This is a genomic window from Bacillus sp. FSL R5-0422 (genome assembly GCF_038610765.1).
Lineage (GTDB): Bacteria > Bacillota > Bacilli > Bacillales > Bacillaceae > Bacillus > Bacillus pumilus_O.
This window is the reverse complement of record NZ_CP152014.1, coordinates 556,772-570,544: the sequence shown is the minus strand read 5'-3', so window position 1 is coordinate 570,544 and position 13,773 is coordinate 556,772. Positions and strand designations below refer to the sequence as shown.

Annotated in this window: 21 protein-coding genes; 9 read left to right on the top strand and 12 right to left on the bottom strand. The window is 40.7% G+C overall.

The window, feature by feature from the left end:
• Positions 1-67 precede the first annotated feature (67 nt).
• From MKX52_RS02820 to MKX52_RS02810, 3 genes are all read right to left on the bottom strand, one after another.
• Positions 68-730, bottom strand: a complete 663-nt coding sequence (locus tag MKX52_RS02820) for an O-methyltransferase (RefSeq protein ID WP_342491435.1) — start codon at positions 728-730, stop codon at positions 68-70.
• A gap of 148 nt (positions 731-878) precedes the next feature.
• Entirely contained in the window at positions 879-1,064 is a 186-nt protein-coding gene (locus tag MKX52_RS02815) for a CsbD family protein (RefSeq protein WP_012009048.1), read from the bottom strand.
• 152 nt (positions 1,065-1,216) lie between these two features.
• Positions 1,217-2,206 carry an aldo/keto reductase family protein gene (locus MKX52_RS02810; RefSeq protein ID WP_144468952.1) on the bottom strand — a complete coding sequence of 330 codons (990 nt, stop codon included), beginning with the start codon at positions 2,204-2,206 and terminating at the stop codon, positions 1,217-1,219.
• Between the two features lie 148 nt (positions 2,207-2,354).
• Between MKX52_RS02810 and MKX52_RS02805 the strand changes: the two genes are divergently transcribed.
• Complete coding sequence (locus MKX52_RS02805; RefSeq protein WP_342491434.1) at positions 2,355-3,248, top strand: LysR substrate-binding domain-containing protein; 894 nt, start codon at positions 2,355-2,357, stop codon at positions 3,246-3,248.
• Positions 3,249-3,370: 122 nt separating this feature from the next.
• On the top strand, positions 3,371-3,922 hold the full coding sequence (locus tag MKX52_RS02800) for a GNAT family N-acetyltransferase (protein WP_342491433.1): 552 nt from the start codon (positions 3,371-3,373) through the stop codon (positions 3,920-3,922).
• Between the two features lie 4 nt (positions 3,923-3,926).
• Here MKX52_RS02800 and MKX52_RS02795 read toward each other — a convergent pair whose 3' ends face one another.
• The gene (locus MKX52_RS02795) at positions 3,927-4,514 is read right to left on the bottom strand and encodes a LysE family transporter (RefSeq protein ID WP_012009044.1); all 588 of its coding nucleotides are present in this window, start codon (positions 4,512-4,514) and stop codon (positions 3,927-3,929) included.
• A 111-nt stretch (positions 4,515-4,625) separates the two neighbouring features.
• Between MKX52_RS02795 and MKX52_RS02790 the strand changes: the two genes are divergently transcribed.
• A complete protein-coding gene (locus MKX52_RS02790) occupies positions 4,626-5,180 on the top strand; it encodes an XRE family transcriptional regulator (RefSeq protein ID WP_342491432.1) in 555 nt (184 codons plus the stop codon).
• 41 nt (positions 5,181-5,221) lie between these two features.
• On the opposite strand, the gene MKX52_RS02785 is transcribed toward MKX52_RS02790, so the two are convergent.
• The 6 genes from MKX52_RS02785 to MKX52_RS02760 all read right to left on the bottom strand — a co-directional run bounded on the left by MKX52_RS02785 (position 5,222) and on the right by MKX52_RS02760 (position 9,305).
• Positions 5,222-5,515 carry a hypothetical protein gene (locus MKX52_RS02785; protein WP_088000229.1) on the bottom strand — a complete coding sequence of 98 codons (294 nt, stop codon included), beginning with the start codon at positions 5,513-5,515 and terminating at the stop codon, positions 5,222-5,224.
• A 348-nt stretch (positions 5,516-5,863) separates the two neighbouring features.
• Complete coding sequence (locus tag MKX52_RS02780; RefSeq protein ID WP_342491431.1) at positions 5,864-6,916, bottom strand: LLM class flavin-dependent oxidoreductase; 1,053 nt, start codon at positions 6,914-6,916, stop codon at positions 5,864-5,866.
• A gap of 17 nt (positions 6,917-6,933) precedes the next feature.
• Positions 6,934-7,557, bottom strand: coding sequence for a nitroreductase family protein (locus MKX52_RS02775; RefSeq protein ID WP_342491430.1), 624 nt, complete (start codon positions 7,555-7,557; stop codon positions 6,934-6,936).
• Positions 7,541-8,014: a MarR family transcriptional regulator gene (locus MKX52_RS02770; protein WP_342491429.1), complete on the bottom strand. Its 474-nt coding sequence runs from the start codon at positions 8,012-8,014 to the stop codon at positions 7,541-7,543. The genes MKX52_RS02775 and MKX52_RS02770 overlap by 17 nt, the downstream gene beginning before the upstream one ends.
• Positions 8,015-8,121: 107 nt before the next feature.
• Positions 8,122-8,664 (bottom strand): dihydrofolate reductase family protein, encoded by a 543-nt coding sequence (locus MKX52_RS02765; RefSeq protein WP_342491428.1) that lies wholly within the window; start codon positions 8,662-8,664, stop codon positions 8,122-8,124.
• Between the two features lie 89 nt (positions 8,665-8,753).
• Positions 8,754-9,305: a TetR/AcrR family transcriptional regulator gene (locus tag MKX52_RS02760; RefSeq protein WP_342491427.1), complete on the bottom strand. Its 552-nt coding sequence runs from the start codon at positions 9,303-9,305 to the stop codon at positions 8,754-8,756.
• Positions 9,306-9,454: 149 nt separating this feature from the next.
• On the opposite strand from MKX52_RS02760, the gene MKX52_RS02755 reads away from it, so the two are divergent.
• From MKX52_RS02755 to MKX52_RS02745, 3 genes are all read left to right on the top strand, one after another.
• Entirely contained in the window at positions 9,455-10,078 is a 624-nt protein-coding gene (locus MKX52_RS02755) for a GNAT family N-acetyltransferase (protein ID WP_342491426.1), read from the top strand.
• 68 nt (positions 10,079-10,146) lie between these two features.
• Positions 10,147-10,542: a VOC family protein gene (locus MKX52_RS02750; protein ID WP_012009034.1), complete on the top strand. Its 396-nt coding sequence runs from the start codon at positions 10,147-10,149 to the stop codon at positions 10,540-10,542.
• Positions 10,539-11,078 (top strand): GNAT family protein, encoded by a 540-nt coding sequence (locus MKX52_RS02745; RefSeq protein ID WP_012009033.1) that lies wholly within the window; start codon positions 10,539-10,541, stop codon positions 11,076-11,078. The genes MKX52_RS02750 and MKX52_RS02745 overlap by 4 nt, the downstream gene beginning before the upstream one ends.
• Here the strand turns inward: MKX52_RS02745 and MKX52_RS02740 are convergent.
• On the bottom strand, positions 11,075-11,344 hold the full coding sequence (locus MKX52_RS02740) for a YesK-like family protein (protein WP_012009032.1): 270 nt from the start codon (positions 11,342-11,344) through the stop codon (positions 11,075-11,077). The two genes, MKX52_RS02745 and MKX52_RS02740, sit on opposite strands and share 4 nt — an antisense overlap.
• Positions 11,345-11,396: 52 nt before the next feature.
• Between MKX52_RS02740 and MKX52_RS02735 the strand changes: the two genes are divergently transcribed.
• Positions 11,397-11,867 carry a GNAT family N-acetyltransferase gene (locus MKX52_RS02735; RefSeq protein ID WP_144456941.1) on the top strand — a complete coding sequence of 157 codons (471 nt, stop codon included), beginning with the start codon at positions 11,397-11,399 and terminating at the stop codon, positions 11,865-11,867.
• Here MKX52_RS02735 and MKX52_RS02730 read toward each other — a convergent pair.
• Positions 11,862-12,647 (bottom strand): GNAT family N-acetyltransferase, encoded by a 786-nt coding sequence (locus MKX52_RS02730; RefSeq protein ID WP_144456943.1) that lies wholly within the window; start codon positions 12,645-12,647, stop codon positions 11,862-11,864. The two genes, MKX52_RS02735 and MKX52_RS02730, sit on opposite strands and share 6 nt — an antisense overlap.
• A gap of 163 nt (positions 12,648-12,810) precedes the next feature.
• Here MKX52_RS02730 and MKX52_RS02725 point away from each other — a divergent pair, with 163 nt between their 5' ends.
• Positions 12,811-13,251: a LytTR family DNA-binding domain-containing protein gene (locus MKX52_RS02725; protein WP_012009029.1), complete on the top strand. Its 441-nt coding sequence runs from the start codon at positions 12,811-12,813 to the stop codon at positions 13,249-13,251.
• Positions 13,248-13,664, top strand: coding sequence for a hypothetical protein (locus MKX52_RS02720; protein ID WP_144456945.1), 417 nt, complete (start codon positions 13,248-13,250; stop codon positions 13,662-13,664). Before MKX52_RS02725 ends, MKX52_RS02720 begins: the two co-directional genes overlap by 4 nt.
• Positions 13,665-13,773: the final 109 nt, after the last annotated feature.

Genomic DNA, 13,773 nt, shown 5'->3' with positions numbered 1-13,773 from the left:
GGAAAAAATAAAGCTGCCGAGATTTTCTCGACAGCCTGAGCTTAACCGCATGTGGTTAAGCTTTGTTTCATTTTACGATTCCGTATACAAATCCATCGTAACCCTTTTCCCCAACAGTTTGAATGGCCGTAGCCTCTATTCTTGACTCTTGTTTGAGTAAATTGAAAAATTCACGAGTTCCTTGCACTCGTTCATCCTCATCAAAGTCATGAAGGACTGCTCCATTTCTGACGACATTGTCTGCAATAATGACTGTCCCCTTTTTAGAGAAATACAACGCCCACTTTAGATATTTCGGGTTGTTCGGTTTATCTGCATCAATGAAAATCAAATCGAATGGAAGCACACCCCTCTCTTTTAACTGAGGTAGCGTATCCAATGCCTTTCCTTGCAAAATGCTCACCCGTTCCGATAATCCCGCTCTGCTGATGTTTTGCTGCGCTATCTGTACATGGTGGCTGACAGCCTCTAAAGTGATGAGTTCTCCATCCTCTTCAAGAGCACGCGCCAACCAAATGGTACTATATCCACCGAGTGTCCCGATCTCTAAAATACGCTTTGCATTCTTAGTTTTTGCTAATAAATAAAGCATTTTCCCTTGAGCTGGTGACACATCAATTTCTGGCAGACCTGCTTGCTTATTATGAGCAAGAGCTTGCTCCAAAACATCATCTTTAGGAATCAACTTATCTGTGATATACTCGTCAACTTTCTCCCACACTTGCTTCATCTCATCCATCTCCCTTGATCATGTCTTCTGTTATAAGTCTACATGATGATAGTGAGCGCGTATAATCAATTCTTTTCACACATCTATTCATTTTATTGATGAAAGACATGTCATGAGGGAGACATTAAGCAGTGTCCTGTATTCGAATTTACTCGTTCAGGTGATTTTTCAAATCCCCTTTTTTATCTTGAAGCTTTCCTTTGGCTTGATCCTTTTTCCCTTCTGACTTCAGTTTTTGGTGATCTGTTGCTTCGCCAAGCTTCTCTTTCAATTGACCTTTGGCTTGATTTGTTTTTCCTTTTGCTTTATCCATATGTCCTTTTTCTTCACTCATTTGTTCCACCTCCACATTTGATACTATTCATTTAGCCTTTTTGACAAATACAAAACATCTGAGTGTGCGATCCCATGAAAACAGCAACAAGAAAATCCAGCCAAGGTCGGCTGGATTAAAAAATAATGATCTATAAGATAGACTTAAAAGCTTTAACCTGTTTTACTCTGATCGTACTCGACCAGATCACCTAGAATTTCATCAATTTGATTCATCAATTCAGCTTCAATTTTCACCTCAGATGCTAAAGCATTCTCCCTCACCTGTTCTGGACTAGAAGCACCGATAATTGCTGCAGAAACGTTCTGATTTTGCAGTACCCATGCTATCGCAAGCTGAGCGAGAGTAAGATCAACCTCTTGTGCGACAAGCTTAAGCTTTTGGATCGCCTCTAAGGTGTTATTATTCATCCAGCGTTGAGCAAGGTTTTTAAAAAAAGGTTTTCCAGCAGTTGAGTTAGCACGTGAATTAGTCGGAAGTGATTTTCCAGGGAGATACTTTCCAGTAAGGATTCCCTGGGCCAAAGGCGACCATACGACCTGCCCAAGTCCTTCACGCTGGCAGGTCGGTATTACATCACTTTCAATGATTCTCCATAACATGGAGTATTGAGGTTGGCTGGCGATTAGAGGAACATTTAGCTCTCGGGCAAGCACTGCCCCTCGAGTAATTTGTTCTGCTGTCCACTCACTTACACCAATATAGTTCACTTTTCCCTGTCTTACTAGATCAGCAAAAGCTAACATCGTTTCTTCCAGAGGCGTAGTTGGATCAAACCTGTGTGCATAGTAAATATCAATATAATCCGTTTGTAAACGTCGCAAAGAGGCATGACAGTTTTCCATGATATGCTTGCGTGATAATCCTCTATCGTTTTTCCCAGTACCGGTTGGATGACATACTTTTGTACAAAGTTCAATGCTTTCACGCCGGATCCCTTTTAAAGACCTGCCTAGTATCTCTTCAGCCTTGGTGTCTGAATAAACATCAGCAGTATCAAACGTCGTAATACCAACATCAAGAGCAGCTTTCACACAATCATGGGCAGTTTCTTCATTTATCTTACCACCATGATTAATCCAATTTCCGTATGCAAGTTTACTAATTGTTAATCCACTATTTCCAAGTTTACTATACTTCATAACAACGTCCCCCTTTTGAAAGAATACTTTCATTATAAAAAGAGGCCTTTAATATGTATAATATATATATTCGGATAGATATATATATATTTTATATAATTACATTTTACACAATAAGCAAGTATGAAATTTACTGGGGGGCTTAAAGATGGATTTGAGACAAATACGGTATTTTATAATGGTTGCTGAAGAACTAAATTTTAGCCGAGCAGCTGAACGTCTTAAAATGGCACAGCCTCCATTAAGTCAAGAAATTCGCAAATTAGAAGAACAGTTAGGTGTTACGCTTTTTCATAGAACGAGAAGACAGGTTGAACTTTCAGATTCGGGGAGAGTATTTTTAGAAGAAGCCCGCCGTACGCTCCTTCAAGTAGATAGAACGATTAAAGCAACACAACTTGCAGATGACGGAAAAATAGGGCATTTAACGATCGGTTTCGTTGATTCTACTGATATGGTGATTGATGTTATTAAAAGGTTTCGAGAACGTTTCCCTAACATTCATCTTGTCTTATGTGAAATGGCTACAGAACAGCAGTTAAAAGCACTACATAAGAAAGAAATTCAAATAGGATTTATTCGTTCTAACCAAAATAATAAGATACTTACCTCAGAAATCTGTTGTGAGGAATCATTAAGCTTGGTTTTGCCAGAAAACCATCCTTTAGCTTCATTTCCCAAAGTTCCAATTCATTTATTAGCCAATGAACCATTTATCATGTTTCCGCGTCATCTAGGTGCTACATTTTACGATTTAATTATCAGTTACTTTTGGGAAAATAACATAAGTATAAACGTAGTTCAGGAAGCTATTCAAATGCATACGATTGTGAATTTAGTTGCTGCAGGAATGGGAATCTCTGTCGTTCCATCGTCAGTAGAAAGCGTAAAACGCTCAGGGGTTGTTTATAGAAAAATCCAAGAAACGACACCAAGAGTAAATTTATATGTTTCATGGAGACATGATGAAACGTCAACCGTCGCTGAGCACTTTTTAACAGTTGTGAGAGAAGCTTATTTAAGTTCTCAGTCTAAATCATGAGAATCCAGCCAGAGCCTGCTGGATTAAATAATAATGTTTTATAAGACAGGCTTAAAAGCTTTCACCTGCTATGTACACGTTTCAGGTATGATAGACATAACGAAAAGAAGGGTTGGTGTTCTATGATTATCGCTGAAAACATATTTACTGTTCGTGACTTGACCTACCGTATTCGGTCTGCTGCAATCGGCGATGCCAAGCAGTTATCAGCGCTCAGGCTGAAAATTGATGGTGAAACAGAATATTTGGACCGTGAACCAGGCGAAGCCTTTCTTCATGAAAAAGATTTTGAGGTGTTGATTCAAGAGGATACCAAACAAAGCAGGCATTTATTTTTGGTCGCTGATATTGAAGGAGACATTGTTGGCTTTTCAAGATGTGAGGGACATTCACTCAAACGCTTTGCTCACAAAGTGACTTTTGGCGTCGCCATTCAAAAGGATGTTTGGGGCTATCACATTGGCAAAGAGCTTTTAGCCGCTTCTATTGACTGGGCAGATCAGCAAGGCATTCAGAAGATATCACTTGAAGTGCTGGAAACGAACCAAAAAGCCATTCGCTTATATGAGCACCATGGCTTTCTGATTGAAGGGGTATTAAAAAATGATAAACGTCTGGCAGATGGACTTTATTACAATACTGTTGTGATGGGCAGGCAGCGGCCAAGATTCTGACACCTTACATGACATAGCCCCATACCATTGAAACCGCACTGTATATTAGAAGCAGCCCCATGACATACTGGAACGGTCTTTCGTAAGCAGTCAAAAAACGCTTATACAAAGAGCCAAATAGGCTCCAGCTGAATGTACCGAGAAAACCAATAAGTGCAAGAATCAGCGTCCATATGACATACTGCATATTAGATTGTCCATACGGCAAAACAAATGTTGAAATCACGGTCAATCCATACAAAATCGCTTTTGGGTTGATAAATTGCAGCATCATACCAGGGACAAAATGATTGTAACGATCAAGTGTTTCGTCATCCCCGCCTTTACTTTTCATGATTTTGACCGCTAAATAAATCATGTATGCAGCTCCGATGAACGCCATGACCCAGCCTATTTTCGGCATCACTTGATAGAGAATGATATTAAAAAAGCAGCTCAAACACAAAATAACGAGAAATCCGATACCCACACCTAAACAAAAACGAAATGTTTGCTTAACCCCATATTTATTCGTAAACACCATGGCCATGATATTGTTTGGCCCTGGGGTAAAGCTACTCACAAAAGCATAGATCAACATAGAAAGAATCAAAGTTGCCGCCTCCCTTGTACGTTATTAAGACTTTAATTACTTTATTGCGTATGTTACGCTTTATTGTAACGTTTGGTCTTTATAAAGTAAATAGAGAAAGGAGTTTTTTTCATGGAAGATGTACAATCGATTATTTCTAAAAATGTGAGGCTTCTTAGAGACCAAAAGAAATTAAGCCTCGAAAAGATGGCAGAATTAACTGGTGTCAGCAAAACCATGATTGGACAAATTGAAAGAGGAGAATCAACCCCTACCATCACGACTTTGTGGAAAATCGCGAATGGATTAAAGGTATCTTTTAGTGAGCTCATCCATGCACCACAGCCTGAAATCAAAGTAGTACGCCATGAGGATGCACAGATTTTAACGGAAGATGACGGGAGATATCGCGTATATACGACTTTTCCTTTTGATGATCGAGGGAAATTTGAAGTGTACCGAGTAGAAATTGATCCTGGCGGGTCGCTACATGCAAATGAACACATTGGCGGGACAGAGGAATTGATTACCGTTTTTGAGGGATCGCTTGATATATCCATTGGAGATGAACAGTATCGCTTAAAAACCGGCGACTCCATTCGTTTTAAAGCAGACCGTACTCATACATATAAACAAATTGGAGAACAAATAGTCAGGCTGCAAATGATTCTTTATTATCCACAATAAAAAAGCTGACAGGCTTGTCCTCCTGTCAGCTTTTCGTTTATTTAATTAAATCCCGGATCACGTACAACCGTTCCAGTAAATGTGACTCTGTATTTACCTAATCCTAATTCTTCAATAGACGATTGTTTTAAAATACCGACCCAGCCATCCTTTGCATATGTAATACTTGAGGGGATGTTTGATGTCGTATACGTTCTTGTTTCTGAGACAGTTCGACTTGCCTGAACCGTTATTTCACTTTTTGTTTGTTCCTTTGCTTCCACTGGAGCAGTTGTGACCCCAGCACCCGTTAAGACAATTGCTCCAACCAAAACAGAAGACATGACCTTTTTCATAAAAAAATCCCTCCCTTTTTTTGTTGAACATATTAACCATACCATAAATTAGTCCTTTTATAAGTTATTTTTTCATTTTTTTGAAAATTATGATATGATTGTCTTATGTTGGACAGAGAGTGTTCTATACTTCTATGCTTTTTTCCTCATCTCATTCCGTCAAACAATTGTGAACGGAGGTGATTTCATGAAAAAATGGCTCATCTGTTTTCAACTTGTTTTCCTCTTCACCTTGACGACCACACCACTTGCTTCTGCTGCTTCATGCCCTACAGTGAAACCATGTGTTATTGATCCTTAAGCATCAAAAAGGTCGATCAAGCCTATTCACTTGATCGACCTTTTTCGTTATGCTTGCTCTGCTTCCCAGCGGGCAACCTCTTCTCTTACTTTAGGAGCGACTTCTTTACCAAATAACTCAATGGCTTTTAATACTTGATCATGCGGCATTGAACCAACCGGTACATGAAGCATAAAACGAGTAATTCCCACATTTTTTCTAAGGTGAATCACTTTCTCTGCCACTGCATCTGGATCTCCTACATACAGCGCGCCTTCTAACGTTCTCGCTGCATCAAATGTAGAACGAGTATATGGGCCCCAACCTCGCTCTCTTGCTAATGTGTTCATCACATGCTGCGTGGAAGGGAAGAATTGATCTGCTGCAAGATCTGTTTCTTCCGCAACAAATCCATGCGAATGTGACGCCACGGTTAATTTCTCTGGGTCATGTCCAGCGTGTACTGCCGCTTGCTTGTAAAGCTGTACAAGTGGCGCGAACTGTCTAGGACTTCCGCCAATGATGGCAAGTACTAAAGGCAGTCCCAATAATCCAGCGCGTACGACAGAATCACGGTTTCCTCCACTGCCGATCCAAATTGGAAGTGGATCTTGAACAGGTCTTGGATATACGCCGACATCTTGAATAGCTGGGCGATGCTTTCCGCTCCATGTGACACGCTCGGACTGCTGTAATTTGAGCAGTAAATCAAGCTTTTCTTCAAATAATTCTTCATAGTCGTCCAGGTCATAGCCAAAGAGCGGGAATGATTCAATAAATGAACCACGACCTGCCATAATTTCTGCACGTCCGTTTGATAGTCCGTCTAAGGTTGCAAAATCCTGAAATACACGAACAGGATCTGCTGATGAAAGGACTGTCACTGCACTTGTCAGACGGATATTCTTTGTCTGTGTTGCCGCAGCCGCTAAGACGACAGCGGGATTCGATGCAGCAAAATCTTGTCGATGATGCTCACCTACTCCAAATACATCAAGGCCGACTTGATCTGCTAAAATAATTTCTTCGACTACTTCTCGAATACGCTGTGCGTGACTGACTGTTTTTCCTGTCTGAAAATCAGGTGTTGTTTCGACAAATGTACTAATTCCTAGTTCCATGATTGGAACCCCCTATCTTATAAGTATGTTACGAATTCAGAGACTGGTTTTCTGTAGCCTCTCGCTTGTCTGCTCTCTACTTTTTCTTTTCCGAGTGTGATCATTAACACAGGAACCAAATCCGACTCGATGTTTAACACCTTTTTCATGACATCAGGGTCAAAACCGATCATTGGGCACGTATCCCAGCCCTTGTTTTTGGCGGCGAGCATAAATAGCATCGCAGATAATGAAGCATTGCGGATTGCCTCTTCTTTCTGAAAATCCGCTCCTCGCTTTTCATAAAAGCTCATCGTCTCTCTGACCATTTCTTCGTATTGCTGCTTATTTAAAATGCCAAGCATTTTCAAACCTTCATAGATGTTCCCCGCTTGCTGATAAGCCTTTGGGTCTCCCAGTACAATAATTGCTGCTGAGGCGGAATGCACTTTATATTGTCCAAAAGCGGCTTCTCTTACTTGTTCTTTAAGACCCTCTGTTTGGACGACAACATATTGTGTGTGCTGTAAGTTAAAAGCAGATGGTGCCATTTTGACTTCTTCAAATATGCTGTTAAGCGCTTCTCTCGAAATCGAGATATTAGGCAAAAAATTTGATGCGGATCGTCTCTCACGTACCAATGTATCAAAGCTGAGTGTCATCTTGTTTCCCCTTTTCGTAAAGTTGTTTCGCACCTAACCCGACTTTTTTTAGTAATTCAATGAGCTGTTCTTTTTCTTCTTTTTCTATAAAGGATAGGTTTTGTGAAATGACATCTGTGTGTTTAGGAAAAATATCGTCAAACAATTGCTTCCCTTTTTCCGTCAGCCATACATGAAATACACGTTTATCAGAGGGCGCACATTGCCGTTTCACGAGCCCTTGTTTTTCTAGTTTGTTCACGACATAAGTCATGCTTCCACTTGGGATTGACAGGATGTCGCTGATTTTTTGGACGGGATGCGGCCCCTTACTATAGAGCAATTCAAGGATCTGAAAGTTTTCAAATCCGATATCATAACGTTCAATGTCTTTTTGGATATTTGTAAAAAGAGCTTGATAGGCTTTCATCCACACACGGAATAGCCTTAAGTCTAAATCATGTTCATGCTGCACCATGGCAACTACTCCTTTTTCAAGAAATCCTAAAACTAGGATAAATTTATCCTAACACTAGGGTATTTTATTGTCAACGAGTTTGTTTCATAAAAAAAGACCACCTCTGGTCAGTGATCCTCTTGTTTTAAGATAAAATGCATTTCAGCTATTTGCTTATATTGTCGTACTTCTTTCAATGAAAACTTGGCTTCCATATCCACTGGAGAAAACAGAGGAATGCCTCTCCCAATCATGACAGGTACGATTTGAAGGTAAAGCTCATCCACCAATTCTGCTTTTATGAAAGATTGCAGCAGTTCCCCGCCGCCGACAATCCAGATATGCTGACCTGTTTCATTTTTAAGTTTTCTCACAAATGAGAGGATATCTTCGCGAATGATATGAGTTCCTTTCAGACTGTCTTGTAAAGTACGTGACATGATATAACAAGTCTTTCCTTCATAAGGAAACTCATCTGGTGACAGCTGAAGAACCTGTTCATATGTATTGCGCCCCATGATCAGCGTATCAACTGACGCATAAAAGTCATCATAGGTTGTATCTTCTTCGCCCTCTGTCCCTATTAACCAATCAAGCCGGTGATCCTCTCTCGCTAAGTAACCATCGATACTCATTGCCCCATAAAAAAGCAGCTTCCTTTGCTGACTCAATCCCATCACTCCTCACCCTATATAAGAACATATATTCTCTCTTGATTGTATCAGAAAGAAAAGATAAAGGGTATATGGCTTTCCACCTTTTACGATTCATGCTCCACTTTGACGAGAAGCTCATATAATTTGTGCGCTAGCTTTCCGGCATCAATTGTCATGTCTTCATGAATCCATTCTTCAAGTACGCCAACAACACCAGACACGACAAAAGAAGCCTCAATTTGTTCTTTCTCTGTAATGTGCCGCTCTACAAGCCGCCACTCTTTCATGATTTTTTCTTTAAAAAATGCTTTGAATTGATTCGTCGTGGGACCATTTGGTTTTACAAATAACGTCAACATATGTTGATTCTCTTTCAAGTACTCTGTGGTTTTATTTAAAAAGGAAAGCATGTCAAGAGGGTCCTGACTCGGAAAGGTTTCATCATATAACCCGCCAAGCTGATCGAATAGTTCTTTCTCCAGCTGTTCGTATAAATCAAACACATCTTGATAGTGCAAGTAAAAGGTTCCCCTGCCTAAATCTGCTTTCCTTGAGAGCTCTGATACCGTTATTTGTTGCACTTCTTTTTCTTGTAATAGCTCAAGAAAGCTTTCCCGAATGGCTCTTTTTGTTTTGATTGTTCGTCTATCCTGCATGAGGTCCCCTCCGTTTTTGAACAATCAGGCAGACGCTGTCTATTTATGAACAGGTTATGATTCATTGCCGATGTTCGTATGGTTTACTTCTTATTATAATCAACACATGTTCAATAATCTATATCTGTTCAAAAAAGGAGGGCCAGCACATGGTTCATTTCAGACTTGCTAGAGAGGACGAACTGCCACAAGTGGCAGATCTGTTAGAAGATTCGTTTCGAGATTATTCATTTTTTGATTTATTATGTGAAAAGGTATCAAAACGCTCTACTTTCGCTCGCGAGCTGCATTTGGTCAACACAAAGGTATATTTCCAGCATCAAATCTGTTTAGTCGGAGTTGAGAACGGTCACATTGTGTCTGCTGCCCTGTTAAAGCATCCGCGTTTTCCTGAGCCAGGTCTCATGGATTATGTGTTGTCAGGCGGGTTAAAGCTCCTCTTCACTGGCGGTATATCGGCCATTCAGCATGTGTTTCGTATGTTAAAGGAGGCTAAAAAAGCGTTTTCTTCCTTAAACAAGCCTTTTTGGTATTTAGAAGCACTTGCCGTCGCAAAAAGTCACCAAGGAAAAAAACTTGGAAGCCGGATGTTAAAGCAATGTCTTTTTCCCTTTATTGCCCGGCAAGGCGGAGGCCTGTTCACGCTGATTACACACAATGAAGCGAACCGTCATTTCTATCGAAAAAATGGATGGGTAGAGTTTGATGAAAGGGTATTGCGCGGAAAAGAAATGTCCTTACAAAGCTGGAGTTATAAAACCGTGATTCAATAAGGTATCCTCTTCAAGGAATGATATAATAAAATCAGTTCAATCAATGATCATACTTGGAGGAGAGACTGATGATACGACGACTTGATCATATCGTGTTGACTGTGCAACATATAGAGGACACCATTCGCTTTTATACAAACGTATTAGGAATGAAGGAAGAAACCTTTGGAGAAGGCCGTAAAGCGCTTCGTTTTGGTTTACAGAAGATCAACCTTCATGAAGCTGGTCATGAATATGAGCAGGCAGCGGCTCATCCACTTCCAGGCTCTAGTGATTTGTGCTTTATTACTGATTTAGATATGGACAGTTTGCTGCTGCATCTTCGCAAGCAAGTGGTTCCTATTGAAGAGGGACCCGTTAAGCGCACAGGTACATTAGGTCCAGTTGAATCTGTTTATATCCGTGATCCTGATCTGAATTTAATTGAAATATCTCGATATATAGAGGAGGGTGATCCGTCATGACCCGCTTATTTTTGAGACCAATTGAAGAACAGGATTATCCGGGTATTCAAAGAGGATGCCAGCATGCAGAAACACTTTACATGACGGGAACACGAAAAACGTTCACACTAGAAGAAATTCGTTCAGCGTACACCCGATTTTCACAAGATGACAGCAGACGAGATTTCGCCATTTGTCTTTTAGACACGCAAGAAATGATTGGGGATGCGGCGATTGTGGATATTGATCCAATCAATCATACGGCAAGCTTCCGCATTGCGCTTCATGGACCAGAACATTTCCAAAAAGGCTATGGCACTGAAGCTGTCCGAATGGTTCAAGCATTCGCCTTTGATACATTAGAACTCAACCGCCTTGAGCTCGAGGTCTTTTCCCACAATCCGAGAGCCTTCAGAAGCTATGAGAAAGCCGGATTTCAATATGAAGGAAAAAGGCGACAAGCACTCTATTTCAACGGTGCCTACTCAGATGTGATCATCATGGGCATCCTTCGTGAAGAATACAATCAGATAAATAGTGGAGATGCCCCTGCTTAAGAAGGGACATCTTTTTTAAAAAATTGAATCGCTGCGACGATGATCAAACAAATCATGGAAGAGAGAACGATCGAGACGCTTGATATACTAAGCGCCATGCCTTCCCACCTGCCAATAAAGAAACTGGATATCAATAAAACCAATCCAAATAGGATGAAACATACAGGGAGGATCAGCCCCGCATGACGGTTTCCACCTCTTTTCCCTGCCCACCATGAGAGACACAATACAACCATTGTAAAAATAGCAGTTTGCAGCCAAAACATGTTGTTTCAACTCACTTTCTCTTTTTATTTTATGACGATGGAGGTACTTTCAATGAACATTAGACCAATTGAACAAAAAGACAATCCGTATATCGCAGCGATTATCCGTCAGTCACTAGAATCAGCGAATCTGGCGATTGAAGGAACAGCCTACACTGATCCCCACCTTGACCAGCTATATGAATACTATCAAACATTGACTCATGCAGCCTATTGGGTTGCTGAAGAGAATGGTGACATCGTGGGCGGCGTAGGCATTGCTCCATTTTCGAACGGCATATGTGAATTACAAAAGCTGTATTTGAGCCCAAAAGCACAAGGAAAAGGTGCTGGCAAAAAACTGATGGATACAGCACTTCACTACGCCTCTACATACTATGGAGCATGCTATTTAGAAACCCGCCAAGAATTAACTGCCGCGACTGGCCTTTATCAGCGATATGGCTTTTCTCTTCTTTCAGAGCCGATTGAAGGCTCTGAGCATTCTGCAATGGATGCTTGGTATCTCAAAACCTTCTCATGAGCTGTAAAACAATCGATAGGTTTTTGTCCGCTGAAAGCCTAGCTTTTCTGCTAATTTGATTGAAGTTAGATGTTGGACATCGCAATCCCAATGCGGTGTCCTTTTATTTTCAAGACAACTCCTGATCATATGCTGACCCGCCAGCTGTGCTAAGCCTTTTCCCCGGCAGGCTTCCTCTGTCCAAATATCGATCTCCACACGATCTTCACTTGAAAAAATGGAGACACATTCACTCACGACGTCCTCACCATCTAAGATAGCGACTCCAATTCCTTTTGATAGAAAGCGCGCCGCTCTCCCCCAATAGGCTTCGTAATAGCTAGGCGTGAAAGCCTTGCTTGCCTTGATCACCTGTTCATTTGTCCGCTCTACTCTGTAGCCTGAATGAGACGCAGGAACATAAGAATGGACCTCCGAAAAAACGTACGCATGCCTCTCCATCTCATTCAAATGTGATCCAAGATATTTTTTCATCATCACATCTGTTAATTGATTTGCTGAAAATACGGTAAACCGGCCGTTTTGTCTTTTCTGCCTTTCGTAAACATCTACAATGAACGCCGAGCAGTGTGACAGCTCTTCTTCCCTCTTGCCTGCAACATAATAAATGCCGCATGCTGTTTCGAGAAAATAAATACGAGGGTGCAAGGTATCATCTACATAAAGATTCCCTTGTACGAAACCGTCCATGACCGCATCTACAAACACTGGATATGCTGGATCGATCTGACGAATTCCTTCTTTTATCGCTGCTGTCCTTTGCTTTTCCAAAAGATACATAGCGTCCCCCTTTTCCAAACATCTTCTTTCCTTCCATTATATATAAAAAAATGCACGTATGCAGTGACTCTTTGCAACAAGAAGAATTCTTCTGCATCAAAACAAAATGTCTTCGCATTTGCTTCTATGTATTGCTATGCTCATTGTGAAAGGAGGTTTATGAATGAAACTTCGTTTTATCTGGAATCAAGAAAAGGATGTGACGGAAGTGGACGTCATTAGCCATCCACATAATCAAGAGCGTTTACAAAAAATCGAAGCGTTACTGGAAACGCCTCCTTCTTTGACGGTGAAAGATCCAAAAAACGATCGTCAATCACTTTTACCATTGGAACAAATTGAAGCGATCTCTGCACTAGGACATCTGTCAAAGGTTGTCACTGCCGATGGGAGAACGTATTTTTTAAACAAACGTTTGAAGGACTTGAAATGGTTAGAGCACGAACTTTTCTTCCGTATCAATAATGCGGTCATCCTCAATTTAGCTCAAGTTCACAGTTTTGCAGCTGGTACGTATGCTCGCTTAGAAGTCGAGACTCTCTCGCAAAACAGCTATACTGTCAGTCGACATTACGCAAAATATATAAAGGAGAGATTTCAATGATCAATGAAATGAAAAATCAATTTATGCAAACGTCTTTTGTCTCTATTGTATGGCTGACACTCATCTTGTCACTGACCAATCAATCAGTCACCATCCCTTTTGGATATGTATGGCACATTATCGCTATTGGCACTTTGGCAGGCTTTGTATTTGGTGTCTTGTACCCTTTACTATGGAATTATCTTACCTTTCCTGCACCTGTCAATATTCTCATCTCCACCGTAGTCAATTTAGCCTTTCAATTAGGGGCTGTCGCTTTATATTCAACCGATTTACTGCAGTTGATTATGCCCTATTTCATCGCCATTGCTTTTCTGACACTAGCAGGCCATATCATTGCCTTTCTGTTTTACAAAAAGCATCAAAATCAAAAAATGGCACAGGCATTGAATCGTCTGAAGCCGCAGTCATAAAAAAAAGAGACCTCTATCAAGGTCTCTTCAGATTGTTGACAAAGGGCTAAAATGATCTTTATTTTAGCCCTTTGTCTTCTTTTCAGCGTGATAGAAAACCTTTGAAGTC

Coding starts and splice junctions, on each gene's coding strand:
- MKX52_RS02760 (WP_342491427.1), bottom strand. CDS start 9,305: ATGCAGGATAGACGAACAATCAAAACAAAAAGAGCCATTCGGGAAAGC.
- MKX52_RS02730 (WP_144456943.1), bottom strand. CDS start 12,647: ATGTATCTTTTGGAAAAGCAAAGGACAGCAGCGATAAAAGAAGGAATT.
- MKX52_RS02740 (WP_012009032.1), bottom strand. CDS start 11,344: ATGTTTTGGCTGCAAACTGCTATTTTTACAATGGTTGTATTGTGTCTC.
- MKX52_RS02750 (WP_012009034.1), top strand. CDS start 10,147: ATGATACGACGACTTGATCATATCGTGTTGACTGTGCAACATATAGAG.
- MKX52_RS02775 (WP_342491430.1), bottom strand. CDS start 7,557: ATGACACTCAGCTTTGATACATTGGTACGTGAGAGACGATCCGCATCA.
- MKX52_RS02725 (WP_012009029.1), top strand. CDS start 12,811: ATGAAACTTCGTTTTATCTGGAATCAAGAAAAGGATGTGACGGAAGTG.
- MKX52_RS02780 (WP_342491431.1), bottom strand. CDS start 6,916: ATGGAACTAGGAATTAGTACATTTGTCGAAACAACACCTGATTTTCAG.
- MKX52_RS02810 (WP_144468952.1), bottom strand. CDS start 2,206: ATGAAGTATAGTAAACTTGGAAATAGTGGATTAACAATTAGTAAACTT.
- MKX52_RS02790 (WP_342491432.1), top strand. CDS start 4,626: ATGGAAGATGTACAATCGATTATTTCTAAAAATGTGAGGCTTCTTAGA.
- MKX52_RS02735 (WP_144456941.1), top strand. CDS start 11,397: ATGAACATTAGACCAATTGAACAAAAAGACAATCCGTATATCGCAGCG.
- MKX52_RS02770 (WP_342491429.1), bottom strand. CDS start 8,014: ATGGTGCAGCATGAACATGATTTAGACTTAAGGCTATTCCGTGTGTGG.
- MKX52_RS02720 (WP_144456945.1), top strand. CDS start 13,248: ATGATCAATGAAATGAAAAATCAATTTATGCAAACGTCTTTTGTCTCT.
- MKX52_RS02815 (WP_012009048.1), bottom strand. CDS start 1,064: ATGAGTGAAGAAAAAGGACATATGGATAAAGCAAAAGGAAAAACAAAT.
- MKX52_RS02800 (WP_342491433.1), top strand. CDS start 3,371: ATGATTATCGCTGAAAACATATTTACTGTTCGTGACTTGACCTACCGT.
- MKX52_RS02820 (WP_342491435.1), bottom strand. CDS start 730: ATGAAGCAAGTGTGGGAGAAAGTTGACGAGTATATCACAGATAAGTTG.
- MKX52_RS02805 (WP_342491434.1), top strand. CDS start 2,355: ATGGATTTGAGACAAATACGGTATTTTATAATGGTTGCTGAAGAACTA.
- MKX52_RS02785 (WP_088000229.1), bottom strand. CDS start 5,515: ATGAAAAAGGTCATGTCTTCTGTTTTGGTTGGAGCAATTGTCTTAACG.
- MKX52_RS02755 (WP_342491426.1), top strand. CDS start 9,455: ATGGTTCATTTCAGACTTGCTAGAGAGGACGAACTGCCACAAGTGGCA.
- MKX52_RS02745 (WP_012009033.1), top strand. CDS start 10,539: ATGACCCGCTTATTTTTGAGACCAATTGAAGAACAGGATTATCCGGGT.